The 26,390-nt window shown below is 68.3% G+C and carries 25 protein-coding genes; 20 read left to right on the top strand and 5 right to left on the bottom strand.

Annotated features, from left to right (window positions below; translation table 11 throughout):
* The first annotated feature begins 76 nt into the window (after positions 1–76).
* Genes J2851_RS02255 through J2851_RS02235 form a run of 5 tightly spaced genes read left to right on the top strand, consistent with a single transcriptional unit; the run spans position 77 to position 7,339 of the window.
* Complete coding sequence (locus tag J2851_RS02255; protein WP_209763136.1) at positions 77–661, top strand: phage connector family protein; 585 nt, start codon at positions 77–79, stop codon at positions 659–661.
* On the top strand, positions 654–2,753 hold the full coding sequence (locus J2851_RS02250) for a phage tail protein (RefSeq protein WP_209763134.1): 2,100 nt from the start codon (positions 654–656) through the stop codon (positions 2,751–2,753). The genes J2851_RS02255 and J2851_RS02250 overlap by 8 nt, the downstream gene beginning before the upstream one ends.
* Positions 2,753–3,820: a GNAT family N-acetyltransferase gene (locus J2851_RS02245; protein ID WP_209763132.1), complete on the top strand. Its 1,068-nt coding sequence runs from the start codon at positions 2,753–2,755 to the stop codon at positions 3,818–3,820. Before J2851_RS02250 ends, J2851_RS02245 begins: the two co-directional genes overlap by 1 nt.
* Position 3,821: 1 nt before the next feature.
* The gene (locus tag J2851_RS02240; protein WP_209763130.1) at positions 3,822–4,664 is read left to right on the top strand and encodes a hypothetical protein; all 843 of its coding nucleotides are present in this window, start codon (positions 3,822–3,824) and stop codon (positions 4,662–4,664) included.
* Positions 4,665–4,666: 2 nt separating this feature from the next.
* The gene (locus J2851_RS02235; RefSeq protein WP_209763128.1) at positions 4,667–7,339 is read left to right on the top strand and encodes a lysozyme family protein; all 2,673 of its coding nucleotides are present in this window, start codon (positions 4,667–4,669) and stop codon (positions 7,337–7,339) included.
* Between the two features lie 16 nt (positions 7,340–7,355).
* Here the strand turns inward: J2851_RS02235 and J2851_RS02230 are convergent, their stop codons facing one another.
* The gene (locus J2851_RS02230) at positions 7,356–7,940 is read right to left on the bottom strand and encodes a BRO-N domain-containing protein (protein ID WP_209763126.1); all 585 of its coding nucleotides are present in this window, start codon (positions 7,938–7,940) and stop codon (positions 7,356–7,358) included.
* Positions 7,941–8,172: 232 nt separating this feature from the next.
* Here J2851_RS02230 and J2851_RS02225 point away from each other — a divergent pair, with 232 nt between their 5' ends.
* The 10 genes from J2851_RS02225 (at position 8,173) to J2851_RS36205 (ending at position 20,067) form a co-directional block, all read left to right on the top strand.
* Positions 8,173–10,506: a hypothetical protein gene (locus tag J2851_RS02225; protein ID WP_209763123.1), complete on the top strand. Its 2,334-nt coding sequence runs from the start codon at positions 8,173–8,175 to the stop codon at positions 10,504–10,506.
* Entirely contained in the window at positions 10,503–12,947 is a 2,445-nt protein-coding gene (locus J2851_RS02220) for a hypothetical protein (RefSeq protein ID WP_209763121.1), read from the top strand. Before J2851_RS02225 ends, J2851_RS02220 begins: the two co-directional genes overlap by 4 nt.
* Positions 12,944–13,243, top strand: coding sequence for a hypothetical protein (locus tag J2851_RS02215; protein ID WP_209763119.1), 300 nt, complete (start codon positions 12,944–12,946; stop codon positions 13,241–13,243). Before J2851_RS02220 ends, J2851_RS02215 begins: the two co-directional genes overlap by 4 nt.
* An 89-nt stretch (positions 13,244–13,332) precedes the next feature.
* Entirely contained in the window at positions 13,333–13,902 is a 570-nt protein-coding gene (locus J2851_RS02210; protein ID WP_209763117.1) for a DUF2829 domain-containing protein, read from the top strand.
* A 118-nt stretch (positions 13,903–14,020) separates the two neighbouring features.
* On the top strand, positions 14,021–18,019 hold the full coding sequence (locus J2851_RS02205) for a glycosyl hydrolase family 28-related protein (protein WP_209763115.1): 3,999 nt from the start codon (positions 14,021–14,023) through the stop codon (positions 18,017–18,019).
* A gap of 25 nt (positions 18,020–18,044) precedes the next feature.
* Entirely contained in the window at positions 18,045–18,350 is a 306-nt protein-coding gene (locus tag J2851_RS02200; RefSeq protein WP_209763113.1) for a hypothetical protein, read from the top strand.
* A 102-nt stretch (positions 18,351–18,452) separates the two neighbouring features.
* Positions 18,453–18,809, top strand: a complete 357-nt coding sequence (locus tag J2851_RS02195; protein ID WP_209763111.1) for a hypothetical protein — start codon at positions 18,453–18,455, stop codon at positions 18,807–18,809.
* A 10-nt stretch (positions 18,810–18,819) separates the two neighbouring features.
* The gene (locus tag J2851_RS02190) at positions 18,820–19,263 is read left to right on the top strand and encodes a lysozyme (RefSeq protein ID WP_209763109.1); all 444 of its coding nucleotides are present in this window, start codon (positions 18,820–18,822) and stop codon (positions 19,261–19,263) included.
* Positions 19,264–19,284: 21 nt separating this feature from the next.
* Entirely contained in the window at positions 19,285–19,419 is a 135-nt protein-coding gene (locus J2851_RS36210; protein WP_281415954.1) for a hypothetical protein, read from the top strand.
* A gap of 519 nt (positions 19,420–19,938) precedes the next feature.
* On the top strand, positions 19,939–20,067 hold the full coding sequence (locus J2851_RS36205) for a hypothetical protein (RefSeq protein ID WP_281415952.1): 129 nt from the start codon (positions 19,939–19,941) through the stop codon (positions 20,065–20,067).
* Between the two features lie 207 nt (positions 20,068–20,274).
* Here the strand turns inward: J2851_RS36205 and J2851_RS02185 are convergent, their stop codons facing one another.
* From J2851_RS02185 to J2851_RS02175, 3 genes are all read right to left on the bottom strand, one after another.
* On the bottom strand, positions 20,275–20,475 hold the full coding sequence (locus J2851_RS02185; protein WP_209763107.1) for a hypothetical protein: 201 nt from the start codon (positions 20,473–20,475) through the stop codon (positions 20,275–20,277).
* Between the two features lie 142 nt (positions 20,476–20,617).
* Positions 20,618–20,827: a hypothetical protein gene (locus J2851_RS02180; protein WP_209763105.1), complete on the bottom strand. Its 210-nt coding sequence runs from the start codon at positions 20,825–20,827 to the stop codon at positions 20,618–20,620.
* Between the two features lie 84 nt (positions 20,828–20,911).
* Entirely contained in the window at positions 20,912–21,211 is a 300-nt protein-coding gene (locus tag J2851_RS02175; protein WP_209763103.1) for a cupin domain-containing protein, read from the bottom strand.
* 220 nt (positions 21,212–21,431) lie between these two features.
* Between J2851_RS02175 and J2851_RS02170 the strand changes: the two genes are divergently transcribed.
* The 5 genes from J2851_RS02170 to J2851_RS02150 all read left to right on the top strand — a co-directional run bounded on the left by J2851_RS02170 (position 21,432) and on the right by J2851_RS02150 (position 25,440).
* The gene (locus tag J2851_RS02170) at positions 21,432–21,794 is read left to right on the top strand and encodes a hypothetical protein (protein ID WP_209763101.1); all 363 of its coding nucleotides are present in this window, start codon (positions 21,432–21,434) and stop codon (positions 21,792–21,794) included.
* Between the two features lie 638 nt (positions 21,795–22,432).
* A complete protein-coding gene (locus tag J2851_RS02165; RefSeq protein ID WP_209763099.1) occupies positions 22,433–23,260 on the top strand; it encodes a substrate-binding periplasmic protein in 828 nt (275 codons plus the stop codon).
* A 70-nt stretch (positions 23,261–23,330) separates the two neighbouring features.
* Positions 23,331–23,996, top strand: a complete 666-nt coding sequence (locus J2851_RS02160) for an amino acid ABC transporter permease (RefSeq protein ID WP_209763097.1) — start codon at positions 23,331–23,333, stop codon at positions 23,994–23,996.
* Positions 23,993–24,652, top strand: coding sequence for an amino acid ABC transporter permease (locus J2851_RS02155; protein ID WP_209763095.1), 660 nt, complete (start codon positions 23,993–23,995; stop codon positions 24,650–24,652). The genes J2851_RS02160 and J2851_RS02155 overlap by 4 nt, the downstream gene beginning before the upstream one ends.
* A gap of 11 nt (positions 24,653–24,663) precedes the next feature.
* Positions 24,664–25,440, top strand: coding sequence for an amino acid ABC transporter ATP-binding protein (locus tag J2851_RS02150; RefSeq protein ID WP_209763093.1), 777 nt, complete (start codon positions 24,664–24,666; stop codon positions 25,438–25,440).
* A gap of 93 nt (positions 25,441–25,533) precedes the next feature.
* Here J2851_RS02150 and J2851_RS02145 read toward each other — a convergent pair whose 3' ends face one another.
* On the bottom strand, positions 25,534–26,283 hold the full coding sequence (locus tag J2851_RS02145; RefSeq protein ID WP_209763092.1) for a GntR family transcriptional regulator: 750 nt from the start codon (positions 26,281–26,283) through the stop codon (positions 25,534–25,536).
* Between the last annotated feature and the right edge of the window lie 107 nt (positions 26,284–26,390).

The raw sequence follows: 26,390 nt of genomic DNA, 5'->3' as shown, positions 1-26,390 counted from the left end.
GGCGCCCCTCCGCCGGGGGCGCCCTTCTTCATTTCGTGCGTTGGGCGCCGGACGCTTGACGCCGCACCCTCCCGGCATGAGCAACATCCCCGCATCCGATCTGGACCTCTGCAACGCCGCGCTGACGCGCTGCGGCACGCAGACCATCGCATCCTTCGATGACGGCACCACCGAGGGCGTCATCCTGGCGCAGAACTACGAACAGGTCGTCTCCGACTGCCTGTCGGAATCGCGCTGGAAATTCGCCCGGTCCGTCCGAGCGCTGAATCGCCTGTCCGGCGCTGCGCCGGCCCCGTGGACGGCGGTGTACCAGTGCCCAGCGGACGCGCTGGAGGTGGAGGGCGTCACCGTCTCCGGCGCGCCGATCGAGCACGAGCGCGCCGCCGACAAGCTGCTGTGCAACGCCGATCCGGACGCGGAGGTGATCGCCACCATCCTATCCCGACCGGACACGGCGGCATGGCCGCCGCAGTTCCGCGAGTTCGTGATCTTGCGCCTGTGCGCCGTCCTGCTGCCGGCTCTCGGCGACAAGTTCCAGGAAGGGGCGCAGGCGGCGAGGATGGCGGACATCAAGGGCCGCCGCGCGTCGCTCCGGTCGGCGCAGGGCGCCACGCCGACGAATCCGTTTACCCACCCGATCAAGGCGGCTCGCCGTGGCTAGCACGACCATCATTCAGACCAGCTTCGCCGCCGGGGAACTGGACCCCGCGCTCGCCATGCGCCACGACGTGCAGCAGTACGCGGCCGGCGCCCGCCGGCTCACGAACTGCCGGCTGCTGGTCGGGGGCGGGGCGCGCCGCCGCGAGGGGACGCGGTGGCTGGCCGAACTTCCGGCCGATGCCCGGTTGATCCCCTGGACCGTGGACGAGAGCAAGAAGTACGTGGTGGCGCTGTCGCATGGCCGCATGGACGCCTTTCGCGACGACGGCACCCCCGCCGGATCGCTGGTCGGGTGCCCTTGGACGCTGGCCCAGGCGCGGGCCGCGACGTGGTTCCAGAGCGCCAACACGCTGTTCTTGGCGCATCCCGACCTTCCCCCGCAGCGGATCGCGCGCACTGGTGAGACGTCCTGGTCGCGCCAGGCATTGGCGTTCGCTCAGCCCGCCGGCGCCGGCGGACGAATCCACCAGCCGTATTTCAAGCTGGCCCCGGATTCCGTCGCGCTCCAGCCGTCGGGGCGGTCAGGGGCCATCGAGTTGCGGACGAACACCGATTGGTTCCGCGTCGAGCACGTCGGCTGCCGCTTCCGCTACGCCGGCCGCGAGATCGTCATCACGAGCGTGTACAACAGCGTGACCGCGTTCGGCACCGTGATCGACGAACTGCCTCCCTCCCAGGACGTGACCGTGGACAACGCGGCCGGCTGGCAGGTCGGGCAGGTGGTCGAGGGTGACGAGACGGGAGCCCGCGGCGAAGTCGTCGGCATATCCTCCGGCACCTTGCTGCGCATCGTGGTCGAGGAGCGGGTCGGCGGCTTCAAGGTCGGTGAATTTGTCACGGGACCGGAAAGCCGCGCGAAGGTCACGGCGGTTGCCGAGGTCCCCCCGGCCGCCAGCCGCAATTGGGACGAGCAGCTCTACGGGCCGGTGCACGGCTACCCGGCGGCGGTGGGGTTGCATCGCAATCGCCTGATCCTGGCCGGCGGTCGCGCCGTGCCGAACATCGTGTGCGCCTCCCGCACCGATTCCCTCTACGACTTCGACGTCGGCGACGCCATCGACACCGACGCGGTGCTCGACCTGATCGGCGATGCGGCCGCTCAGCGGATCGTGCAGGTGGTCAGCGGCGAACAGCTGCTGGTCCTGACCGACCGCGGCTGCTACTACAACGCGGAGTCGGCCAGCCGCCCCTTCACCCCGGCGAACTTCGGCCTGTTGCCCTTCGGCTCGCCGTGGCCGGTCAGCAGCTGCCGCGCCGAACCCTTCGACAACGGCGTGATCCTGGTGACGGGCTCCACCATCGTGAAGCTCTCGCCGACCGGCGACACGACGGCGCAGTGGACGGGCACGCCGACCTCTCTGCTGGCCTCCCACACGATCAAGAGCCCGACCGACGCCGCGTTCACCACCGGCTGGTACGGTGGCGTGGAGACCTACGGCTTCTTCGTGAATGGCGACGGCACCATGGCTTGCATGCAGCTGCTGGAGAGCCAGCAGGTCCGCAGCTTCGTCCCATGGACCATCGCCGGCACCGTCCGCTCCGTCGCGGCCCTTGGCGACGAACTCTTCCTGGTGACGCAGCGCACGGCCAATGGGGCGGTGAAGATCCTGCTGGAAAAGGTGGACCCCGCGCTGTCGTTGGACGCGGCGACGACCTACGCCGACCTGTCCGCCGCAACCGCCCGCTACGGCACCGGGGATGGCGTGCAGGTCATCGCCGGCCGCTACGCCCTGGGCGGCCTGCCCCAGCCCGACCCGGCCGCGGATGGCCCGTACGACGTCGGCCTGGATTTCCCGTGGCTCATCGAGACGCTGCCGCCCGTGATCCAGGGGCGTTCCGGCGCCATCATTCACGACACCATGCGCATCTGCCGCGTGTGGGTGGAGCTGCTGGGCAGCCACCGCCTGTCCGTGTCTGGGCAGACCCTCGCTGCGTACGTCGTGACCGACGAACTGTCGCAAGCCCCGCCGCTGCGCAGTGGCCCGCAGGAGTTCCGGCTGCTGGGCCGCGCCCGCCGCCCGACCATCACGATCCATGCTCCCGAACCACTCCCCGTGACGGTGCTGGGGCTGTCCATGGAGGTGTCCGCCTGATGTCCCCTCCCTTCGTCATCTTCGGCTTGCCCAGGTCCCGCACGGCCTGGCTGTCGCGCTTCCTGACCTACGGGGATTGGGTCTGCGGCCATGAGGAACTGCGCCACGCCCGCAGCCTCGACGACGTCCGGTCCTGGCTGGCCCAGCCCTGCACGGGCACGGCGGAGACGGCGGCGGCGCCATGGTGGCGGCTGGCGCGGCATCTCCGGCCCGACCTGCGGGTGGTCGTCGTGCGGCGCGACCCGATGGCGTCCGCCGACAGCCTGATGCGGCTTGGGCTATTCCCCGACCGTCCGGCGGTGGAACGCCTCATGCACCGCCTGGACCGCAAGCTGGAGCAGATCAGCCGCCGGGTCCCCGACGCGCTGTCGGTGCGCTTCGAGGATCTGGAGCGAGAGGACGCCTGCGCCGCGGTCTTCGAGCACTGCTTGCCCTACCGACACGATCCGGAGTGGTGGGGGGCGTGGGCGCCGGTCAACGTCCAATGCGACATGCGCGCGATCGTCCGGTATTGCCATGCCCACGCGCCGCAGTTGGACAAGCTGACGGCCATCGCCAAGCACCAGACGCTGGCGCTGATGGCCCGCGATGAGCCCGGCGACCTCGACGGCGTGACGATCCAGGCGGAGCCGTTCGACGTGTGGCTGCGCGACGCCGAACGGCTTTTCAACGATCACTTGGTCGCGGTCGGCGAGGCCCCCGGCGATTGGCAACGCAAGAACATCCCGCTTCTCCGCGCCTTGGACGATCTTGGCGCCATGCAGATCATGACGGCCCGCTGCAACGGCCGGATGTTCGGCTACCTCATGTCGGTGATTTCCCCTTCGCTGGAATCCCCAGACGTGCTGTCGGCGCAACACGCGACCTTCTACGCCGATCCGGCCTTCCGCGGGCTGGGCATCCGCCTGCAACGCGCCGCCCTGGAGGCGCTGCGGCAACGCGGCGTCGGCGAAGTGTTCGCGCGGGCCGGGGTGCGGGGCGATGGACCGCGCATGGCCCCGCTGTACCACCGCCTGGGCGGTGAAGATTTTGGCCAGCTGTTCCGCATCAATTTGACGGAGGCATGACATGGGATTGGGGGCAGTTTCCGCCGGGGCCGCCGTCGCTGGCGCCGCCGTCTCGGCCTATGGCACCGTCCAGCAGGGCAAGGCCGCGTCGCGCCAGGCGGGCCTCGAAGCGCGGCAGGCCCAGATCGCGCAGATACAGGCCAACGAGAAGGCCGACCAGATCGAGCGTTCGCAGGTCCCGCTTGCGCTTTCCCAGCAACAGCAGGGCATGGCGAGGCGCGGCCTCTTCGATTTGGAAGAGGTCGCCATCCGCTCCGGCGCCGCGCTGGAGGGCCGGCAACTTGCTGACCGCCGGGACGCGCTCCAGGCGGAGGCCAAGCGCACGCAGACCGAAGGGCAGGCCGCCATGGCGCAGCACAGCGCCCAGCTGCGTTCCGGGCTGGCGACGCTGGCCGCTCAGCGTGCCGGCCATGGCTCGTCCGTCGGTCCCTCCGCCATGGCCCTCGCCAACCGTGTGAACCGCGAGGGGCGGGCGCAGATCGGGCTGGAGGAGGCCGGCTATGCCGCCAAGTCGTCCGCCGCGATGACCGGCGCTGCCCAGGCGGAGGCGCAGCGCGGCGCGCTGATGGTGGACACCGTGAGGAAGATCGCGACGCTCGATCAGGAGCGCTACGGCAACGAGCTGTCGATCTGGCGGATGGGCGTTGAGGCCGGCGACCTCGCTCGCGAGGCGGCGATCAATCGCCTGTACGGACAGCAGTCCGCTCTGGTCTCCGCCGAAGCCTCCCGCCGCCGCACCGACAGCCTGATGGCTGGCGGCATTGGCGCGTTCGGGTCGGCGTTGCAGGGGGTCGGCGCCGTGGCAAAGATCTACTCCGATCCCTCCTCTACCACGAAGGCATGACCATGACGATGGACCTTTGGGGAACGGTTGCCAATGTCGGCAACCAGATCACCGACATGGCGACGAAATTCGGCCTGCAGGAGCAAAAGCGCCAACTCGTCACCTTCCTCGGCAACGCCGAGGTCGAGGCGCGGACGAAGCTGCTGGAGCTTCAGGACAAGCACCGGGAGAACCCCGACGCCTTCCGCAACGAATGGGACGGCTACCGCAAGGGCGTCATCAAGGGCGCTCCGGCGCCCTATGCGCAGCAGATCGACCTCATGCTGCAGGAGGAAGGGAACCGCGGCTTTGGCGTCGTCCTGAACGCCAAGCACTCCCGCGACGAGCGGCTGGCCCGGCAGTCCACGACGGCGCTGCTGAAGCAGTCCGGCGACGACGTGATCAATCTGGCGATGGCCGGGCGCGTCGGCACGCCGGAATATCAGGAGGCCCGCACCAAGCACCAGACGAAGCTGGCCGCCGCGGTGTCGTCGGGCCTGCTGGCGGAGGACGAGGCCGCGATCGCGCTGGAGGATCTGGACGGCCGGGCGGCGGGCGAACACGCCATGGCCCTCATCACCCCGACCTATGCCGAGCGCGGCGCCGACGCGACCCGCTCATGGATTCGGCGGGAGCTGCTGAACCCCGAACTGCGGCTGCGGCCCGCCCAGCGCATCGCCCTGGAGAACCGCGCCGATTCCCACATCGCGCAACTGGAGCGCGGGCGGAAGGCCGATCTGCACGACGCCCGCGCCGCCGCGCGCGAACTCGCGACCGGCCTGACCGCTGGCCTGGACATTCCGCCGGAGACGGTGGATGAGGTGGCGACGCGCCTGACCGCGGCCGGAGGAGCCCGCGACGCCGCCGCCCTACGCGCCACCCACGTCCGCGCCGGGCTGCTGGCGGACCTGCGTGGGCTTCCCCTCGATCAGCTGGTGGACCGCGCCGGCAAGATCACCGCGTCGATGGGCCTGAGCCTCGCCGACCGAATCGTCGGAGCGGAGAGCGGCGGGCGGGCGGACGCGAAGAACCCGAACAGCTCCGCCGCCGGACTTGGTCAGTTCATCGATTCCACGTGGCTGGAGACGGTGCGCAAGCACGCGCCGGAGATTGCCGCCGGCAAGACCGATGCGCAGTTGCTCGGCCTGCGCTCTGATCAGGCGCTGTCCCGCCGCATGGTCACGGCCCACGCGGAAGATAACCGCGCCGGGCTGGCGGCCGATGGGCTCCCCACCGATGACGGCGCCGTCTACCTTGCGCATTTCCTTGGGCGCGGCGGGGCGGCGACGGTGCTGAAGGCACCGGATGATCGACCCATGGAAATGCTGGTCAGCGCCGACGTCATCAAGGCGAACCCCTTCCTGAAGGACATGACGGCGGGGGATATCCGCGATTGGGCCGCGGAGAAGGTGTCCGCCGCCCCGGCCCTGGACCCGAAGCTGTTCAGCGGCGTCGCCAAGCTGGCCGGCGAGCGGGCGCACGCTCAGTGGTCGGAGGTTGAGGCCGGGCTGAACCAGGGCATCCAGCCCACGCGCGCCGCGGTCGAGACGATCCTGAAGGGCGCGACGCTCGCCAAGGATTACCCGCTGCTGGAGCGCATCGCGACGCGCCTTGACCGGGCCAGCACCGTGGAGAAGCTGTCCGGCGCCACCCCGCAGCAGCAGCAAGCCGCCGTCGATGTCCTCGACCAGCGGGAGCGCGCGCAAGGGCTGTCCACCGAAGATGGCGGGATGCTGATCGCCCTGCGCAAGCTGGTGGACAGCACCCGCGACGGCCTGAAGCGCGACCCGCTGGGCCTCGCCGTGGAACGCGGCGTCATCCCCGCCTTGCCGCCCATCCCCTGGAACGACCCGGCGGGCGCCGCTCAGGCCCTGTCCGCCCGGCAACGCTCCGCCGTCGTCACCCGCGAGCACTACGGCGTGGGCACGCAATCGGTGATCCGGCCGGACGAACTACCCGCGTTCAAGGCCGCATGGGACCAGGGCGACGCCAAGGCCCGCGCCGGGCTTGTCGGCACGCTGGCCCGCGCCCTCGACGGCGACCACCTGACCGCCACGCTGGAGAAGGTCGGCGCCGACAACCCGGTCTTCGCGAGCGCCGGCCTGATCTACCGCCAGAACCCCGAGCTTGGCACCTCGATCATCAGTGGGCAAACCTACATCGACGCCGACAAGAAGATCCTCCCGCCGGAAAAGAACATCCGGCAGGAGGCGAACGACTTCCTGGGCTCCGCCGTCTACACTATGCCGAAGTCCCGTGACGGCATTGTACGGGCCGCCACGGCGCGCTATGCCGACCTGTCCGTGGCGGCGAAGGACTTCAGCGGGGCCTATGACTCTGGCCGAATGCAGCAGGCTCTGCGCGATGTGTCGGGCGGCGTAGTATCATGGGGGAATCCTGGGGGATTCCTCGGAGATATGGGGATCGCGAGAAGCCCCAAGATCATTCCACCCAAGCCTTACATGACGGACAGCGAGTTCGAGAAGCTGATCGGCGCACTCACTGATGAGGACTTCAGTGGGGCCATCACCGCAGGCGGATACCCTCTGAAGGCGAGAGATTTCCGTCGTTTTGCCAGGCTGGAGGATGCAGGGCCTGGGCAGTACACAGTGTGGCTCTCCTCGGGCTCCGTGAAAAAGGTCGGAAGCCCGGATCGGCCCTACGTTCTGGACCTGGGGAAGAAGGTGGCGCAGTGATGCGCCACCATCGCCTTTAGGCGGCGTCGCTCTTCTTGCGGTCCTGGTTGGCGGGCGGTTGCTGCTGAAGCGGGAGTTCCCGCTGCACCACCGCTCGCGATAGGTTCACAGTCACGCCCACCGAGGCGTAGATCCCCGGAAGGCTGTCCGCCGCAGCCTGCGCCCCGTAGGTTCGCTTGATCTGCTCGACCATCCGCACGGCATTGTTCCGTTCGGTGATGCTGATGCGCCGGGCAGCCAATTGGGCCTTCAGATCGTCGGCCGGAGTCACGCTGTAGGAGCCGGTGCGGCGGATGGTCGGCAGCACTTCCGACGTGACCCACTTCCGGAAGCGCTGTGCCGCTGGCTTCCGCGAACGGAATATCAGGGCGTAGAGGCCGGATTCCGTGACGACGACCATTTCCTGCCGACCGCCAAGGGTATCGCTAGTAGCTATACCCTTTTCATCATCGTCCAAGCCCTTTACCGCATCCGCAGGGTTCTTGATGCCCAGCACCCGGCATACCTCTGCCGCTACGAACCAGGGCGAGCCATCAATGGCCACGACCCGCACAAGGCTCTCGCCTTCGAAAAGAAAGGGTGTTATTCCCACGCCGGTCATAAACTCGCTCCACATTCGGGTTGTGATATCGCCACCGTTGCGACCGGTGGCTAATGAGCGGCGGCCACCATCGGGTGTGCCGCCGGTCTCATGTGCTATTTCTGTAGCAGCACCCGCCAACCCGCCAAAACGAATTCGTACAGCCACCCCCGAAGCCGTGGCGCATTTTGTGCCTTTGTGCGTTGGCGGCGCCCCATAGCTTGCGTGCGAATGGCTCCAACGGAGGGGCCGCATGCTGCTTGGACTGTACACCACCGACACCACCGACGCCCTGGGCCGGGCGCAATCCGCACCGCCCGCTGAGCTTCCGCCTTCCTTCGCGGAGGGCTTCCATGCCGCGTTCAGCGAGACGCGCGCCTACGCCAACAGCGACGCCCTGTGGCGCGCTCGGCACGAGGTGGTGCAGGGCGCCCTCGACGCCCTGGAGAACGCGACCGGCGAGGTCTACGCCAACCCGGAGGCGGCGCCGCGGGGGCCGAACCGGGACGCGCTGGAGAAGTCCATCCGGGCGCGCTTCGACAGCCTGAAGGGCGAGCGGCCGGACCTGAACCTGTCCTACCCGACCGACGACGAAATCCAGGCCGGCGCGGTGGCGAAGGCGCAGAAGGCCAAGGGCGAGCGCGACGCCCTGTCCGCCAAGCCGGGCAGCTTCTCCAGCGGCGCCGGCTTCGTGTTGGGCGACATCGCGGGCGCCATGACCGACCCGCTCAACATCGCCTCCATGTTCATGGGTGCCGGGCCGGCGGCGGGCATCCTGAAGACCGCGGCCATCGAGGCGGGAATCGCCGCTGGATCGCAGGCCGTGATCGAAGCCGGGACGGCGCCGTTCAAGCAGCAGGTTGACCCGCAGTATGGGCTTGCCGACGCGGCCGGCAACATCGCCGCCGCGGGCGCCGGTGGAGCGATCATCGGCGGCGGCCTGAAGGCGCTGGGCAAGGGCGTCGAGCTGTGGCGGGGCCGTGACCGCGCCGAGCTGCCCCGCGAGGTGCAGGACGCTCTGAACGTCGTGGAGCGCGATGAACAGGTGCGCGCGTCCAACCCCCTGCCGGGCGTGGCTGGGGAGCAGGCGCACGTCGGGGCGATGACCAAGGCGGCGCAGGACATCGAGGCCGGGCGGCCGGTGGACGTGCAGCCGATCGTGCAGGAGGCGCGGGCTGCGGCTCCATCGGTTCCGCTGGCACCGGATCGGGTCTTCACCTCCGGCGGGCGCTCCATCGACGTGGAATACCGGGTGGTCGAGGCTGACCAGCTCGTCAGCAGCCATGGCGCCGACGGCACGGTGAACCCCGCCTTCCCGCCGGAACTCCAGCCCCGCGACCGGACGCGCGTCGCGTCGCAGGCGCAGATCGCCGACATGGCCGCCAACCTCCAGCCGGAACGCCTGGGGCCGTCTCCGGACGCTGCCACCGGCGCGCCGATCATCGGGCCGGACATGGTCGTAGAGTCGGGGAATGGGCGCGTCGGTGCGATCCGGACGGCCTATGAGCGGGGCGGAGAGGCGGCCGACCGCTATCGGGCATGGGTGACGCAGAGGGACCCTGCGGCGGCGGACATGCGGAACCCGGTGCTTGTGGCCGTGCGCAAGACCGACATGGATCCCGCAGGTCGCGCCGCCTTCGCCAACGAGGCCAACCAAGCCACCGCGGCGCGCCTGTCGCCGACCGAGCAGGCGCGGGCGGACGCGCGCATGGTCAACAACGCCGTGCTGTCGCAGGTGCGCAGCGGCGACGTGACGGCCGCCAGCAACCGTGGCGCGGTGCGGTCCTGGCTGGATGGGCTATCGGTTAGCGAGCGAAGCGGCCTTGTGGACGCCGACGGCGGCCTGAACCAGGAAGGCCGGCGCCGGTTCGAGGGGGCGCTGCTGTCTCGCGCCTACGACGCTCCGGACCTGATCGGTAAGCTGGTCGAGGATCTGGACAACGACATCAAGGCCATCGGCGGCGCGATGCAGGACGCGGCCGGGCCATGGGCGAAGATGCGCGCGGCGGCGGCCCGCGGCGACATCCCCCCGGCGCTGGACCCGACCGCGCGCCTGCTGGATGCCGTTCGGCTCGTCCAGCGCGCCCGGGAAAGCGGGCAGAAGGTGTTCGACCTGCTGAACCAAGAAGACATCTTCTCCGGGCAGGTGGACCCGATCACCGGCGCCTTCGTCCGCATGTTCTTCCGCAACGACGGCCTGACCGCCCCGGCCGGCCGCAAGTCGGTTGCCGAGGCCCTGTCCGGCTACGTGGACGAGGCCATGGCGGAGAACGGTGGCGGCCTGCTGGGGCGCGCGGAGCGGCCTGGGCAAATCCTGCTGGGCGAGGAGAGGGCGCCGCCGGTTCCGCCCGCCCGCCCGGCGGAGGAGGTGGCCCGCGCCCCGGAGACGCACGACGCGCTCTATCAGGAGGTGAACCGCCTGCTGGCCTCGCGTGAACTGGACGTTCCCATGGGTGAGGTCGTGGACGAGGCCGGGAACGTGGTGCCCATGCGCCGCAGCGCCATGGACCTGATGGACGAGGCGGACCGGGCAATCAACGACGCCGCGACGATCGCGGCCTGCGCATTCGGAGTGGCGGCGGAATGAAGGATCTCGACATCAAGAGGTGCCTCGACGGTCGGGTTGAGGCTGGAGTGTTGTCGCGCGAGGCCGCGGAGCAGGCGCTGAAGCATATCCGCGACCTGGAGCGGCAGTACGCCGACCACATGGCGCCGGAGGCTGCGCAGTCCGCAGCCATCGCCGAGACCGCCCGCATCATGAAGGAGGCGGCGGAGCGGGAGAAGGCGCGCACGGCCAAGCAGATCCTCGCGGTCGCGCGCGTGATCGATGACGTGCAGGCCCACCCGGACGGCGTTGTCGCCGGCGGCATGGCGCTGCTGGTCCGCGACATGCGCGGCAAGGCGCAGTACTCCAACGTGGAGGCCCGAAAGGAGAACGTCCTGGGCCAGCTCTTCCGGCGGTTCGCGGACGGGCTGAACGCCTACCGCAGCAAGGCGGCCGGCCTGACGCAGGACACGCTGGGCCTGCGCAATATGGTCCGGGAGGTCTTCGGCGAGGCCACCAACGACGCCACCGCCAAGAGCGCAGCGAAGGGCTGGAAGGACGCCACCGAATACGCCGCGGACCGCTTCATCGGCGGGGGCGGCGATCTGGTGAAGAAGTACGATTGGCGCCTTCCGCAGATCAGCGATTCCAAGCGCATGAAGGACGCAGGGCGCGCGGCCTGGACCGAGCACATGATGCAGGCGGCGGAGCGCGGGGATCTGCAGATCCTCGACTATGAGACCGGCGCCCCCATGTCCGGGCTGAAGTTGGCGGACCTGCTGCGCCAGGCCTTCGACAACATCACCAGCGAGCTACCGCCCCCGCCGGGCAAGGGTGGCTCCTACGGCCGGCACAACGAGCGGCGGGTGTTCCAGTGGCAGAACGCGGACGGCTGGCTGGCCTACAATGACAAGTTCGGCTCCGGGCAGGGCGGGATCTACGACGTGCTGGTCGGTCACCTGGAAGGCATGGCGCGCGACATCGCCCTGACCGAGGTGCTCGGGCCCAAGCACGGAGCCACGATCCGCGCCGTGCAGGAGCTGGCCTACAAGACGGACGCGGAGAAAACGACGCTCGCCCGCAACCCGCTCGCCAACCCTGTCCGCGCCGTCGAGAGCCCGGAGGCCATCGGCCGGACCTACGATGCGCTCAGCGGCCGGCTGGGCAAGGCGCAGTCGGAGTTCTGGGCCTCGCTGTTCGGCGGGCTCCGGTCCTGGCAGACGGCGGCCCGGCTGGGCTCTGCGCTCGTCTCGTCCATCCCCGCTGATTCGGTAACGGCGACGTGGGCGGCGGCAGCGAACGGCATGCCGGTCACGCGCTTCATCGGCGCGGTGGTCGGGCAGATCGCGAAGGAGGGCGACCGCCAGCTCGCCCTGCGCATGGGCATCGTCTCGCACGCCGTGATGGACGCCGCCCTGGGCACCAGGCGCTTTGGCGACGAGATGGTCGGGCCGAAGATCATGGAGCGCATGGCGTCCTTCATCCAGCGCGTGCAGGGCATGTCCGCTTGGACCAACGGCCTGAAGAACGCGTGGACCCTGGAGATGATGGGGCACGTCGCCGACAACGCCGCGCGGCCGCTCGCCGACGTGGACGCGCCTCTCCGGAAGATGCTGGAGCGTTACGGGATCAGCGCGGCGGATTGGGACGTGATCCGCGCCGCCCCGCTGGTCGACGCCGACGGCGCCCGCTTCTTCGACCCGGCCAACGTGTCCGACCGCGCCTTGGGCGACAAGCTGATGGAGGCGATCATCCAGGAGCGCGCCTTTGCCGTGCTGGAACCGGACGCCCGGGTGCGGCAGCTGACCAGCGGCGGCTTGCCCCGCGGCACCTTCTGGGGGGAGGTCGCGCGGTCCTTCTGGCTGTTCAAGTCGTTCTCGGTGACGATGGCGACCACCCACCTCGCCCGCACCTTCATCGACGTCAACGCCTCCAAGGTGGCCGGGTTCGCGGCGATGTCCACGCTGCTGACCGTGGCCGGCGCGATGTCCATCCAGGCTCGCCAGCTGCTGACCGGAAAGGATCCGCGCCGGATGGACGACCCGAAGTTCTGGGGCGCGGCCTACATGCAGGCGGGCGGCGCGGGCATCTTCGGCGACTTCTTCGCCGCGGGAGCGGATCGCAACATGAAGGGCTTCACCGTCACCATGGCGGGTCCAGTGGCCGGCGTGGTCGATGACGCCGTGCGGCTCGCCATGCCGGATTACCGCACGCTCATGGACGGCAAACCCTCCCACTTCGGCGCGGAGGTGGCCCGGTTCATCCGCGGCAACCTGCCGGGCTCCAACCTCTGGTACAGCCGCTTGGTCACCGACCGCGCCATCATGGACAACGTGCAGGCCCTGCTCGACCCTGGCTATCGGGACAGCTTCTCGCGCATGGAGGAGCGTGCCCGCCGGGATTACGGCCAGCGGTTCTGGTGGCGGCCTGGGCACGACACGCCCGACCGCGCGCCGGACCTGGGGGCGGTGCTGCCGCGATGACCTTCGTTCGGCCCCGCCCGCAGGTCGGTGTTCTGTACCAGTCCCTGCGGGCGCCCTTCGACATGGTCGTGAAGCGCGTCGGGACCAAGAACCTTCAGGAAAAGGCGGTGCTGGTCAAGAAGGGCGACTACCTGGTCGTCTCCAGCAACGGCGACATCCTGGGGATCATCCCGGCCGTCTACGCCTCCCGCTTCGAGACCGTGCCCCAGCACTTCGACTGCCAGGGCAGGCAGCGACCGGCCGAGCCGACGTTGACCCCGGAGGAGATAGCGGCGCTGTTCGGGGATGACGGCTGAACCGGTGCGTTGGGCGCGGGGCATGGGCGGCGGCACGGTCAGGGCGCACAACGCCTGCACGGCCCCACCAACAACCGACGATCCGCACCATGTCCCGCACCGCCTTCTGCGCCGCCATCGGCCTCACCCTCTCGGTCTTCGTCAGCCACAAGGTGGTGCAGGCCGCGCCCATCGTGGCCTTCGACACCGAGGCCCACACGCTGACGATCCTGCTGCCGACCGGCGAGCAGCACACCCTCACTCCGGCCCGTGGCTTCTTCGCCCGCGCCTTCCCCGCGCCCGGCGACTACTTCGTCGTCTATGAGGACGGCTACCAGAGCCACAGCCCGCGGCTCGTCTTCGAGGGCGGGTACAAGGCGACCTCCTCCGCCGGAATGTCCTTCGGTGACGCGATCACCGCCCTGAAGGCTGGGCACCGCGTGGCGCGCGATGGCTGGAACGGGAAGGGTATGTGGCTGGCCTACACGCCGGGTTCCGAGTTCGCCCCGGAACTCGCGAAGCCCGGCCACGCCGCCGCGCACCGCGCCGCCGAAGCGCCGAACGAGAATGTCCGCCTCCTGCCGCACATCGACATGCGCGCGGCGGACGGCTCCATGGTCATTGGCTGGCTCGCCAGCCAGACGGACATGCTCGCCGACGACTGGGCCATCGTCGCCTAACCGTCGCCGTTCTGCCAGCACCAAGGCCGCCCCTCACCGGGCGGCCTTTTTCATGGGCGGGTGCGTTGGTCCCGAAGCACCCAGGCTCCGATCCTGCCGCCCGACAGGAGGGCAGGGCATGGCGCACATCCAGATTGACGACATCGAGCCGCGACGCAGCTACGACGTGGGGGCAACTCCGCAGGCGGTGTTCACGATCCCGTTCCCGTTCTTCGTGACGGACGACATCCGGTGCAGCGTCGGCGGCGTGGAGTTGGCGAGCGGGTTCAGCGTGACCGGGGCCGGGCAGTCGAGCGGCGGAGCGCTGACGCTGAACACCCCCGTCAGCAACACCGTCGTCACGATCTGGCGCGACGTGGCGATCAAGCGGACGAGCCAATTCCCGTCGTCTGGTCCGCTCAGGACCGAGGTGCTGAATACCGACCTCAACAGGCTGACGGCGATTGCCCAGCAGCTCGACGACAAGCTGCGCCGCGCGATCAGGCTGCCGGACGCCGAGCGGACGGCGCAGACCGTGCTGCCGCTCGCCGCCGCGCGCGCCGGGAAAGCCCTGATCTTCGACGACACCGGCGCGGTGACCGTCTCCGTGGACAATTTCAACAACAGCGCGGCCATTGCGACGGCCGCCGCGGAGACGGCTACCAGCGCCGTTGCGCGGATCGTCGATGACGCCCGCGTGGTGGACAGCATGGCGGCCCTGCGCGCCATCCCGGCCGCCACGTCGCGCGTCATCGGCTCGATCACGCTGCGCAGCTACCACGCCGGGGAAGACGGCGGCGGCGGGCTGTTCATCTGGGACAACTCCAGCGGCGCGACCGATGACGGCGGCATGACCGTCCGTCCGACCGGATGGACCGGGGCCGGCCGCTGGCGGCGTGTGAAGGCTGGCGTTCCGGACGCGGCGTGGTGGGGTGCCAAGGGCGACGGCGTCGCGAACGACCAGCCCGCTTTCCAAGCCGCCGTGAACTACCTGACCAGCATCGGTGGCGGCAAGTTGCGCGTCCCGGCGCCGGCCAAGCATTACCTGCTGCTGGCCCCGATCAGCATCAGCAACGCGCCGATCACGCTGGAGGGCGACGGCGACGCCACCACGGCGCTGCTGTGGGCGCACTCCGGGCACTGCATCCACTACGTGTCCACCGCCGGCAACGTCATCCAATCCGGCCCCGGGCAGGGGCGCGTCAAGACGCTGACGATCCGCAAAATCGCGCTGACGGGCTTCGTTGACGCTGCCCAGGTCGCGATCCGCGCCGAGTTCCCGGCGGAGCTGACCGGCGACCGGCTGTTGACGCTGGAGGGTGTCAAGATCAACGGCAACGTCGCCCTGACCGGCGGCGCGAGCTACGGCGTGTGGGCTACCAACGCCGGCGGCACGATCCTGGACGACGTGCGCATCTACGGATCGGCCGGGGAGGTCGCGCCCACGGCCGAAGACAACTACACCATGCGCAACGCGATCCGGCTGGACAGCACGACCAGCGGTTCAGGGAGCGCACCGCAGCCCGGCAAGATCGCGCATTATTGGCGCGGCGTGCGCACCTCCTATTGCCACTGGGGTGTGTGGATCGCCGGGCACCATGAAGGCATCTATGCGTCTGATTGCGAGATTGGACCGGTCTCCAATGCGTGGCGCATGCAGCGGGCTGGGTCGTCGGACAAGTCGCTCGTCGTGGCGCTTTCGAACGTCCACATCGACGTTCGGGCTGAAGGATTCAATCTCGATGGTGTCGACGGGTTCGCGGCCAGTAATGGGCGGTGGTTCAAGAACTCGGCTGGACGTCAGTTCAGCGGAAACCTGTTCGGCGCAAACGACTGTGACAATATCGCGTTGTCGAATGTCTGGTTGAACTTCGCCACTCCGAGCGGCACCAACGAAAACGGCATCTATCTGGCGGGAACCTGCCTGCACCCGCAGTTCGAGAATGTCCAGATCATCGGCCCGAAGACGGCGGCCATCGCAGCGGCTGGCTCTGTCTGGCAGATGGATTTCGAGGGCCACATTCAGGACGCGGGCGCTGTGGCCATCCTCGGGCCAGCCACGGGCGAATGCCGTATTGAGTCCTCGGTCGTAAACAGTGGGCCTGTCCAGGACAACGGATCGCACAACAGCTTCAACAACACCTTCACAAGCAAGCTCGACGTCGACGGCGACGGCTCTGCCGTGATGGTGAAGGCGACGGGCACCACGCTTGCCCGGGCGCTGGAGGACCGCTTTGCTGAGACCTACAGCCCGATCGACTTCGGCGCCGACCTGGCCGGGTCTGTATCGTCGTCTGCCGCCATCCAGGCGGCCGTCACGGCGGCTGCGGCGAGTGGGCGGGGGCGGGTGCGCATTCCCCGTGGCGTGTTCCTGCTGACCAGCACCATCACGGTGCCGCGTGGCGTGACGATCGAGGGGGCGAGCTGCGACGATACGATCCTGCGACGTATCGGAGATTACGGCCCGACATTCGTCCTGGGCAGTCCTTCGGATGAAATGGTGCCGGGCGTCGTGCTGCGCGATTTCTTCGTGATGCACGATCATGGCTATGAGAACGGGCAGGCGCCGTCCACCTTCCTCCATCCCGTGACGGACGGCACGGCGCACGTCGTCTGCTATGGGCCGGTGCACTGCTACTTCGAGCGGCTGTACGTCAGTGGCACCACGTACCCGTTCATCGTGCACGGCGGGGCCGGTTGCGTGTGGGACAAGGTCGTGTTCCGGGGGCTGTGGGATCACCGGGAGCCGTCGCTTCAGCACACGCGGGCGTCCGTGCGGTTCCTCAAGACCGTGACGCAGGGGCGGCCGGCGGACATGTCGTTCACAGATTGCTCGTTCCAGGGCTATCTCAGCCCGGCACGCTCCGTCACGTACGGGGCCTGGACTGGCATGGTGGCCGAGAACATCGGCCCGAAGAACCATCTGTGCGTGGAGGCCATGGAGGTCATCCATGTGAAGGGTGGCAACTTCGCCGCGGCGAACGAGCATGCCGTGAACATCCTGCCGCAGAACGGCGGGGTGGTGAACATGACCTACACCATCTCGGATGTGTTCTTCGACGGCAACCGCCTGTCCGCCATCCATGTAGACAACAACAACGGCGCCGAAACCGCCTACAACATCACCGTCAGCAACTGCGTCGGCATCGGCCAGGGCAACAGCGATTACGGTATCCTGGTCGAGAACAGCACGGGGGTTGACTGCGCGACCGGCCTTACCGTCATCGGTGGCGAGTGGCTGGACTACGTCAAGGCTCCAATCTACTTGGCCGGCGCCAACGGCTTCAAGGTCAGCACGAAGGCCAGGCGCTACAACTCCGTGAACGGCTACACGGCGGCGGCGGACACCTCGGGCGTCTGGATCGGCGGACGGTCGAAAAACGGCGTCATCGACGGCGCCGTGGTCGGCGGCGGCAACGCATACGAGCCCTACGGCGCGGACAACCACTGCCGGTACGGAGTGACCGTCGAGAACCCGGCGGTCAACACGAACGTGTCGGTAACCGGCCTGTCGGATGCTGGCGTCCTATACCCGCGGACGAGCACAGCGGCGGCGCCCTCGATCACGGTCGATGGGGACGCGGACACCGGGCTCTACCGCCCGACCGCCGACACCGTGGGCATCGCTGTGGGCGGCGTCGGGAAGGTGGAGGTCAACAGCGCCGGATTGGGCGTGGGGAAGACCCCCACGCAGCTCCTGGACATGCAGAAGGATGTGGCCGGGCTCGCCTACTGCGATGTCTACAACACGACCAACGATCCGGCGGCCGGCGTCATCCTGCGGATGATTACGGCCGATTCCGCGGGCTCGGGGACGACCGCCAAGAGCATCGTCGCCTACAAGAGCGGCCTCTGGTCATTCAACAACGCCGACTCCGCCGGGGCGATGGGCTTCTCTACGGCTGGTGCGGAACGGCTCTACGTCGGAGCCGATGGCTCCCTGGTGCATCGCACCCGCTCCACGACCATCGTGGATGCCGCCTCGCACCTCGGCCTGCGCGCCTACACCGTCGCCACGCTGCCCAGCGCAAGCCCGTCGGGACGGCTGATCTACGTCTCCGACGGCGCGGCGAACCGGCGGCTGGCCGTCAGCGACGGCACCAACTGGCGGTGGCCCGACGGCACGACCGTTTCCTGATCCACATCGCGACTTGGAGGCACTTATGAAGACGGAAAAGCACGCCTACGAATTCCTGGTGCGCTGGGACCGCGACGGCCGCCTGTCGGGCGCGCACGCGCAGTTCCGCTACGTCACCCGCGACGAGGACGGCGCCGTGCTGGGCGAGTTCATCGGCGCGGCCGAACCGGTGGCGGTGGCCGGGGCGGACGGCTTCCCGCTGTCCGACATCCTCGACCAGACGCTGACCGCCGCCCTGGCGGAGTGCAACGCCATGGCCGTCCAGCTTGCGGAGGTGACGGCCGAGCGGGACGCGCTGCGAGCGGAGGCGGAGCGCCAGGCGGGGACCTGATCGCCCCCACCATTGGTTGGTGGCCGCGCTGATTTGCGCTGGTGCGTTGGACTGGCCGGTCGGGGGCGTCACGGTACGGCATGACGCCCCCGACCGGAACGCATGATGGAAAACCTGCCGCTGACTCTGGACACGCTGAAGGCCGTCCTCGGCATCGTCATCGGGTGCCTCACTTTGGGCGCCACCATCGTCTTCGGCCTTGGCCGAGCGATCAGCGCCATGCGCCGGGAGCTATCGGGGCAGATCGAGAAGACCCGCGCGGAATCGGCCAAGGGCCGCGAGCGCGTGCACGCCCGCATCGATGACCTGCGTGAACACATCGACGGGCATTTCGTCCGGAAGGACGTCTATGAGGCCAACCTCAGGACCATGCAGAACGCGATCGAGCAGACCAGCGTGATCGCAAGATTATCCGGCCGCGTCTGCCCGGTCGAGACTGATGCGCCGCGCCGTGAATGAGGAAGCGAATATGACCTCCATCCACCCAGCCGCCCTCGACCTGGTCCGGACCTCCGAGGGCTTGCGCCTCAAGGCCTACGTGTGCCCCGCCGGCGTCCCGACCATCGGCTACGGCCACACGGCCGGCGTGAAGATGGGGCAGGTCATCACCGCCGCGGACGCCGACGCGTTCCTGCAAGCCGACCTGACCGCCGCCGCGGCCCAGGTGGACAAGCTGGTCAAGGTGCCGCTGAACCCGCAGCAGCGCGGGGCCCTGGCCTCCTTCGTCTTCAACCTGGGGGCGGGCAGCCTGCAAAGCTCCACGCTGCTGGTCCTGCTGAACAAGGGCGACTACGCCGGCGCGGCTGGCCAGTTCGGCCGCTGGGTCTGCGCCACGGTGAACGGCGTCAAGACGCAGCTTCCGGGCCTCGTCAAGCGCCGCGCCGCCGAAGCCGACCTCTTCCGAACCAACTAACGCCCGAAGGAGGGGCGCACCATGAACAAGAAGCTGAAGGCCCTGATGGGCGTCGCCCTGGCTGCCGCGATTGCCGGCGGGCTGGCGATGGTCGACCACTACGCCGGGACCGCCCTGCTGCCGGTGTTCCTGCCGTTCCTGGCCGGGGGGCTGTGACCATGGCCGTTGCGTGGCTTGTCCTGCTCGGCGCTGTCATTGGCGCCATCGCCGCTATCGTCTGGATCATGCGCGACTGGAAGTGGCCGGGCTGAAACAAGGAAGGGCCACCCCGACGGGTGGCCCTTTTCAGTTTGCAGCACCTCTGGAAAATGGCAGTTTTGCGTTGGGCAGATTTGCGCTAGTTTTGCAAACCGCCTTTGACGCCACATAATTTACAGACAACTTTTAATCATGTGGCCGTGGGTTCGAGTCCCACCCGGATCACCATTCCTTTCAAGTGGCGTGCGGGCGACGGCCCGAGCCGCAAATTTCCGCCGACGATCACGCAGACATAGCGGTTTCAATTCGAAGACCGGTGAAGGTGTCGCGCGCGGTTGTGGTGTCCGGCACCCCCGTATTACATCGCTCGCACGGTGACGCCGGAATGCGTCTAGCCCTGTTGTTCCCAATGCTCCGCGTCGGGGCATGCCGAATCTTCGGAGCGATAGGGGGGATGACGTGACCGGGATTGAAATCATGCACACCGCTCTGGTCGCGGTCCTGGCTCTGGTCGTCGGCTTCGCCGCGGCCTGCCTGTGGATCGTCTGGCTGAGCAACGCGTCGGAGCGGAGCTATCAGAAGACGCGGCGGTGGCCGGGGCCGTGAGCGGCCGGGGGATGTCTGAAGCGCCCCATAAAATTCCCCGCCCGTTCGGGGAAACGGGCGGGGCAGGAGAGCGCTTCTCACGCAGTGATCAGCGAGGACGACGGTCGGACGGTAACCGGGGGGCGCTGGAGCGTCTCATGAACTTCCTGTCATCTTGCCCGATTCCCACCTGTCGGAATGTCGCAGCGGCGCGATCGGCAATCGCCCTCAGCGATGGTCGCCGACGGCCGTCCCGGCCTGTTCGAGCAACAGCTCCACGCCGGCGACACGCAGGAACGAGCCCGGGGAGAGCCGTCTTTCCATGATGCCGTCGTTGATCATCACCTGCGCGTCCGCGAGCGAGATCGGCTCGCCGGCGTAGAAGATCGGGCCTTCCGCGAGCCGGATGTGGTGAAAGACAGTCTGCATCGGCGCCTCCTGCTGCTCTCGCCCGGTATGAACGCTCTTTCGAGCGTCTTTATTCCCGGAGGCAGGGCCCGTAATCGTCGGATTCTGCAATTTCGGGATGTCCGGTACAAACCGCCGACACCGCCGATGCGGGCCTGGGGCGTCAGGATCGCGGCGCTTCCACCGGGACGCAGTCGCGCCGGTGCGCCAGCATGCAGTCCTCCAGCTTCGATTGCCGGATCAGCGCGTTGATCAGCCAGTATCCGACCACCAGCAGGATCGTGACGACGATCGCCACGCCGATGTTCGCGGCGTTTCGGGAGCGGTTGTCATCCTCGTCGTTTGAGGTGTCTTTCAGGTCGTGGTTGCTCATGCGCCCGAGTTTGGGGCCGGGGCGACCGGCGTCAAGCCACGAACCGGCGGGCGGGTCGGGCCCGGCCGCCGGTGAGCCGCAGCGTCAGCCTTCCTGCAACAGCTCGACTTCGACGAACACGATGTCCGAGCCGCCGTTGTTGATGACGTTGTGGCTGACGCCCGCCTTGCGGAAGTAGGAGCGTCCGGGCTCCAGCGGAAAGGCGCGCTCGTTGCCGTCCGGATCGACGATGGTGAAGATGCCCTGGGTGATCGGCACGATGACGTAGTCGTAGCCGTGGACGTGCGCACCGGTTTCGGCACCGGGAACCAAACGCCATTCCGTGACCCGGGTGCGCTCGTTCTCGACATGCGACACCGAAACGGCTTGCGGACGCGTGCTCATATCCTCTCCCTTGGTTTTTCGACGTTGGAGCGGGGAGCCTAGCACGCCGACGGCCTTGGCCTCGACGGTTCCGGCCCAAGGTTTCGGCATCCCCGCCATGACCGGAGGAAATGCGGCTCGCCTGTGGGGCGGTTCACAGCCGGCCGGGGCAGGCGCGGGTAGGGTGTGGTCATCGACAACGCCGGGGCGCGGGCCCTGGCCTCAGACCCAGGAGCCCACCATGATCCGCACCTCGCTGCTCGCCGGTTTCGCCACGCTGGCCCTGCTGTCCGCCCCGGCCATGGCGCAGAACATCACCAGCCTGAACAACACCGCCGCGGGCGTCGGCAACGTCGCGGTGCAGAACGCCTTCACCAAGCAGAAGGGCGGCGGGTTCCTCGGCGGGCCGAACATCATCAGCATGGGCAACACCGCGGCCGGCGTCGGCAACCTGGCGGTCCAGAACGGCACGGTCCTGCAGAAGTCCCCCAAGGTCGGCCCGCTGGGCGTGCCCTTCGGCGGCGGCAACCAGTTCCAGGCCAACAACATGGCCGCCGGCATCGGCAACTTCGCCAAGCAGAACGCTTTCGGCATCCAGAAGTAACGCCGCGGCGTCCACCGGTCATCCACCCTTCATAGGCACAGACAAAGCAGCGGCGCCCCACGCAAGGGACGCCGCTGCTCGCACTTTTTCTTCGGAGGTCCGACCATCATCGGTCGCGGTGAAATGCCGTTCTGCGATGGAACGCCTTTCTTCTGTGAAGCACCACGCCCGTTCAACACGGCGAGGGGATATTTCGGCATCGGTTCGGTCGGCATATCACATGCGGCAACCCCCGGCTTGTCCGACGGGGGAGTCCGGCAGCACTTCGTCGGATCGTGGGCAAAAAAGGGCGCCCAGGCAGCGGGTGCCTGGGCGCTTGAGGCCTGATGACAGAATAGTTTGCACGGGACTCCGGCCAGGGAGCAAAAGCCGGAGGGAGACAGGCTCCTTTGGCAAGACCACGTGGAGGGAACCCATGTGCCGTCATCAACCGAGCCGCAGCCAAATATTGCAGCGCTTCGGAAGCGATATCACCTTCGGCGGCATCGCGGTGCTGCCGTGTTCCCGCGGGGCATCGGGGGGCGGATTGCTCTTGCGCCCAACAACATGCTCTCGTATGGTAGTATACATGATTGCCCGTGCGCCGTCGCAACGGCCGGCGCGCCAAAAAATGCGGGTCCAGGGAAGGAAGCGGAGACATGAGGAAAGCACTCACGTTGACGGCCGCGGCGGCGGCCTTGGCGCTGATGACCTTCGGTTCGGCCATGGCGCAGGACGTGCCGGCCCAGGGCGCCAGCCCGCGGATCGACGCGATCCGCAAGGCCGGGGAACTGCGGGTCGGCGTCCTGGCGAACCTGCCCTGGCTGGTGGAGAACACCTCCGGCACGGGCGAGGCGTGGAGCGGCCCGGCCTGGGACCTCGCCAAGGAATACGCCCGCCGCCTGAACGTGACGCTGAAGCCGGTCCCGGTCAGCCACGAGACGAAGGTCCCGGTGCTCGCCTCCAACCAGGTGGACATGACCATCTCCCCGCTGGCCGAGACGGCGGAGCGGCTGAAGGTCGTCGACTTCGTGATCTACTCCAACACCAGCGTCTGCATGTTCGGGCTGGCCTCCAACAAGAAGTTCGCCGGGGTCACCTCGGTGGACCAGCTGAACAGCCCGGACTTCACCATCGCCTACTACACCGGCGGCGGCGAGGAGGGCTGGGTGAAGGAGCGCTTTCCCAAGGCGAACCTGCGCGGCGTGACCGGGTCCGGCACCGCGCCGGTCGAGGAGATCATGGCGAAGCGCGCCGACGCGGCCCCGATCAACCGCGTGCCGTGGGTTGGCATGAACAAGAAGCTGAAGGGCCTGGCCGTCCTGCCGAAGGAAAACAACTGCCAGGACAGCAAGGAGAAGGCGAACCCGGTTGGCCTTGCCGTGGACAAGAACCAGACCGCCTATCTCGACTGGCTGCGCGCGGTCGCCAAGGACATGCAGCCGAAGCTGCAGGCGGCCGAGCAGAAGATCGCCGAAGGGCTGTAACAGACCCCGCCGCGCGCCTTGCCGTCCTTAAGGAGGGCAGGGCGCCGCTGCCTTTCGCAAGCGGACGGCCATGGACTTCGACTTCTCGCCGATCCTGGACAACTGGAGATTCCTGGTCCAGGGATTGCTGATCACCATCGAACTGTCGGTCGCCACCATCGTGGCGGCCACGCTGGTCGGCATCGCGCTCGGCCTCGGGCGGGTCTACGGGCCGGGCTGGCTGCGCGTGCCGCTGACCTTCTACGTGGATTCGATGCGGGCCATTCCGGTGCTGGTCGTGCTGGTCTGGACCTTCTTCGCCTTTCCGCTGGTCACCGGCGTCACGCTGCCGCCCTTCTGGGCGGCGCTGGCGGCGCTGACGCTGCACATCTCCGCCTTCGTGTCGGAGATCCTGCGCGCCGGCCTGAACTCCATCCGGCCGGGGCAGGTGCGGGCGGCGCGGGCGCTGGGCATGTCGGGCGCGCAGATCGTCCGCAAGATCCTGTTCCCGCAGGCGGTGGTGCGCATGCTGCCGGCCTACGGCTCCCTGCTGTCGGTGACGATCAAGGACACGGCCATCGCCTCGGTCATCGCGGTGCCGGAGCTGATGCGGCAGTCGGAGACCATCGCCGCGCAGAACTACGCCCCCATCGAGGTCTTCACCACGGCGATGCTCGCCTATTTCCTGATCCTGTTCCCGGTGACGCGCGCCGTCGAGGCGTTCTACCGCCGGGTCGCGCATTTGGGGCGGTCATGACCCTGGACTGGAACGTCGTCTGGCAATACCGCGGCGACCTTGCGTATGGCGTGCTGCTGACCATCGCGCTGACCGTGGCGACCATGGCGATCGCCGTCCCCGGCGGCATCGCGGTGATGCTGATGCGGCAGTCGCACGTCCGCGCCGTGTCGTTCCTCGGCACGGTCTTCGTGGAGTTCTTCCGCAACGTCCCGCTGATTCTGCTGGTCTATTGGGCCTTCTACGTCCTGCCGATCCTGACGGACATCCAGTTCTCCGCCTTCGCGACCGGGCTGGTCGCCATGTGCCTGAACGTGTCGGCCTACAACGCCGAGACCTTCCGGGCCGGCGTGAACTCGATCCGCAAGGGGCAGCTGGAAGCGGCCATGGCCATGGGGATGAGCCGGTCGCAGGCCATGCGCAAGGTCGTGCTGCCTCAGGCCATCCGGCGCATCCTGCCGGTGCTCGCCAGCACCTGGGTGTCGCTGTTCAAGGACACGTCGCTGGTGTCGGTGATCGCCGTCGGCGAGCTGGCCCACACCGCGCTGCAGATCCGGTCGCAGACCTTCCGGGTGCTGGAGATGCTGACCGCCATGGCGGCGATCTACTGGCTGCTGGGCTACCCGCAGGCCAAGCTCGTCGACTGGATACACCGCAAATACGGGGTCACCGAGTGAGCACGACCACCATGGAATCCACCGTTACCGGCCGCAAGAACGGCGACCAGCCGCCGGTCGTCCAGTACGACGGCGTGGTCAAGCGCTTCGGGTCCCTGACCGTGCTGAACGGCGTGTCGGCGCGCGTCAACAAGGGCGAGGTCGTCTGCCTGATCGGCCCGTCGGGGTCGGGCAAGTCCACGCTGCTCCGCTGCACCAATGCGCTGGAGATCGCCGACGGCGGGCGCGTCGTGTTCGAGGGCCAGCCGCTGCCGAAGACGGAAGCCGAGCTGCGCCACGTCCGCCGGCGCATGGGCATGGTCTTCCAGAACTTCGAGCTGTTCCCGCACATGACCGCGCTGGAGAACGTCGCGGTCGGCCCGATCACCATCCTAGGCGCCGACCCGGCGGAGGCGCGCGCCAAGGCGCAGGCCCTGCTGGAGAAGGTCGGGCTGGGCGCCAAGGGCGGCAACCACCCCAGCGCGCTGTCCGGCGGCCAGCAGCAGCGCGTCGCCATCGCCCGCGCGCTGGCGATGGATCCGGACGTCATGCTGTTCGACGAGCCGACCTCGGCGCTCGATCCAGAGACGATCGGCGAGGTGCTGAACGTCATGAAGCGGTTGGCGGAGGAGGGCATGACGATGGTCGTCGTGACCCACGAGATGAGCTTCGCCCGCCGCGTCGCCAACTGGATCCTGGTCTTCGACGAGGGCCGGGTGATCGAGGAGGGGCCGCCCGCCCAAATCTTCGACGCACCGACCCACGCGCGCACGCAGTCCTTCCTGAGCCACCTGGGCTGGAACGGGTGAGGAAAAGAATTCACCACAGAGACACGGAGACACGGAGGGCGTGGTTTCTCTGTGTCTCCGTGTCTCTGTGGTGAAAATGTTCCTTGGCGCGTACTAAGCCTTCGTCGTGACCGGGACGCGGCGCTGAGTAGCGTCCTCTCCCTTGGCCGGCGTTGCGCCGTCGCTGTCGAACAGGTCGGGGAAGCGCTTTTCCAGGTCGGGCAGGGAGGTCAGGATCTCGCCCATGTGCAGGCGCATGGCGGATTCCGCCAGGTCCGGGTTGCGCGCCTGGATCCCCTCCAGGATCATCTCGTGCTGGGTGATCAGCCGCTCCACCGGGGTCGCCTGCTCCGGGATGCTCAGGTAGCGGACGCGGTCCATCTGGGCCTTGGTTTCCTCCACCACGCGCCACGCGTATTCGCAGCCCACGCCCAGCGCGATGGAGCGGTGGAAGGCCTCGTCCAGGTCGAGGAAGATGTCGGGGTTCTCGACGGCGGCGACGCGCTGCTGCTTCACGATGCCGTGCAGAGCCGCAATGGAGGCCGCGGAGAGTTCCTGGCTGGCCTTACGCACCACGGCCAGTTCCACAGCCTGACGGACGAACTGCGCGTCCATCACCTGCTTGGCCGAGATCTTGACGACGAAGGTGCCGCGCTGCGGGCGGATGGAGACCAGCCCGGCCTCGCTCAGCTTGATGAAGGCCTCGCGCACCGGCTGGCGGCTGATGCCCAGGGACTTGGCGACCTCCGCCTCCGACAGGGGCTGGCCCGGCCGGAAGCGCATGGTGACGATGGCCTGCCGCAGGTCCCGGAAGACGCGCCGCGCCACAGGTTCCGACGAATCCGGTTCAATCCTGTCGAGCATTGTCGTCCTCCACCCCTTGCGCGTCCGTTATACGCTTCCATACCAGTGCGGTTCAACACGGCCATGAAATTGTTCGCCCGATCCGCCAAATGCGGCGTCCCGCCGCA

Source organism: Azospirillum rugosum, from assembly GCF_017876155.1.
GTDB classification, from domain to species: domain Bacteria; phylum Pseudomonadota; class Alphaproteobacteria; order Azospirillales; family Azospirillaceae; genus Azospirillum; species Azospirillum rugosum.
This window is presented reverse-complemented; position numbering and strand designations above follow the sequence as displayed.

Excerpts from the sequence above, each read along its gene's own strand:
- J2851_RS02255 (WP_209763136.1), top strand. The coding sequence starts at position 77 with ATGAGCAACATCCCCGCATCCGATCTGGACCTCTGCAACGCCGCGCTG.
- J2851_RS02245 (WP_209763132.1), top strand. The coding sequence starts at position 2,753 with ATGTCCCCTCCCTTCGTCATCTTCGGCTTGCCCAGGTCCCGCACGGCC.
- J2851_RS02240 (WP_209763130.1), top strand. The coding sequence starts at position 3,822 with ATGGGATTGGGGGCAGTTTCCGCCGGGGCCGCCGTCGCTGGCGCCGCC.
- J2851_RS02235 (WP_209763128.1), top strand. The coding sequence starts at position 4,667 with ATGACGATGGACCTTTGGGGAACGGTTGCCAATGTCGGCAACCAGATC.
- J2851_RS02230 (WP_209763126.1), bottom strand. The coding sequence starts at position 7,940 with ATGACCGGCGTGGGAATAACACCCTTTCTTTTCGAAGGCGAGAGCCTT.
- J2851_RS02225 (WP_209763123.1), top strand. The coding sequence starts at position 8,173 with ATGCTGCTTGGACTGTACACCACCGACACCACCGACGCCCTGGGCCGG.
- J2851_RS02220 (WP_209763121.1), top strand. The coding sequence starts at position 10,503 with ATGAAGGATCTCGACATCAAGAGGTGCCTCGACGGTCGGGTTGAGGCT.
- J2851_RS02215 (WP_209763119.1), top strand. The coding sequence starts at position 12,944 with ATGACCTTCGTTCGGCCCCGCCCGCAGGTCGGTGTTCTGTACCAGTCC.
- J2851_RS02210 (WP_209763117.1), top strand. The coding sequence starts at position 13,333 with ATGTCCCGCACCGCCTTCTGCGCCGCCATCGGCCTCACCCTCTCGGTC.
- J2851_RS02205 (WP_209763115.1), top strand. The coding sequence starts at position 14,021 with ATGGCGCACATCCAGATTGACGACATCGAGCCGCGACGCAGCTACGAC.
- J2851_RS02200 (WP_209763113.1), top strand. The coding sequence starts at position 18,045 with ATGAAGACGGAAAAGCACGCCTACGAATTCCTGGTGCGCTGGGACCGC.
- J2851_RS02195 (WP_209763111.1), top strand. The coding sequence starts at position 18,453 with ATGATGGAAAACCTGCCGCTGACTCTGGACACGCTGAAGGCCGTCCTC.
- J2851_RS02190 (WP_209763109.1), top strand. The coding sequence starts at position 18,820 with ATGACCTCCATCCACCCAGCCGCCCTCGACCTGGTCCGGACCTCCGAG.
- J2851_RS36210 (WP_281415954.1), top strand. The coding sequence starts at position 19,285 with ATGAACAAGAAGCTGAAGGCCCTGATGGGCGTCGCCCTGGCTGCCGCG.
- J2851_RS36205 (WP_281415952.1), top strand. The coding sequence starts at position 19,939 with ATGCACACCGCTCTGGTCGCGGTCCTGGCTCTGGTCGTCGGCTTCGCC.
- J2851_RS02185 (WP_209763107.1), bottom strand. The coding sequence starts at position 20,475 with ATGCAGACTGTCTTTCACCACATCCGGCTCGCGGAAGGCCCGATCTTC.
- J2851_RS02180 (WP_209763105.1), bottom strand. The coding sequence starts at position 20,827 with ATGAGCAACCACGACCTGAAAGACACCTCAAACGACGAGGATGACAAC.
- J2851_RS02175 (WP_209763103.1), bottom strand. The coding sequence starts at position 21,211 with ATGAGCACGCGTCCGCAAGCCGTTTCGGTGTCGCATGTCGAGAACGAG.
- J2851_RS02170 (WP_209763101.1), top strand. The coding sequence starts at position 21,432 with ATGATCCGCACCTCGCTGCTCGCCGGTTTCGCCACGCTGGCCCTGCTG.
- J2851_RS02165 (WP_209763099.1), top strand. The coding sequence starts at position 22,433 with ATGAGGAAAGCACTCACGTTGACGGCCGCGGCGGCGGCCTTGGCGCTG.
- J2851_RS02160 (WP_209763097.1), top strand. The coding sequence starts at position 23,331 with ATGGACTTCGACTTCTCGCCGATCCTGGACAACTGGAGATTCCTGGTC.
- J2851_RS02155 (WP_209763095.1), top strand. The coding sequence starts at position 23,993 with ATGACCCTGGACTGGAACGTCGTCTGGCAATACCGCGGCGACCTTGCG.
- J2851_RS02150 (WP_209763093.1), top strand. The coding sequence starts at position 24,664 with ATGGAATCCACCGTTACCGGCCGCAAGAACGGCGACCAGCCGCCGGTC.
- J2851_RS02145 (WP_209763092.1), bottom strand. The coding sequence starts at position 26,283 with ATGCTCGACAGGATTGAACCGGATTCGTCGGAACCTGTGGCGCGGCGC.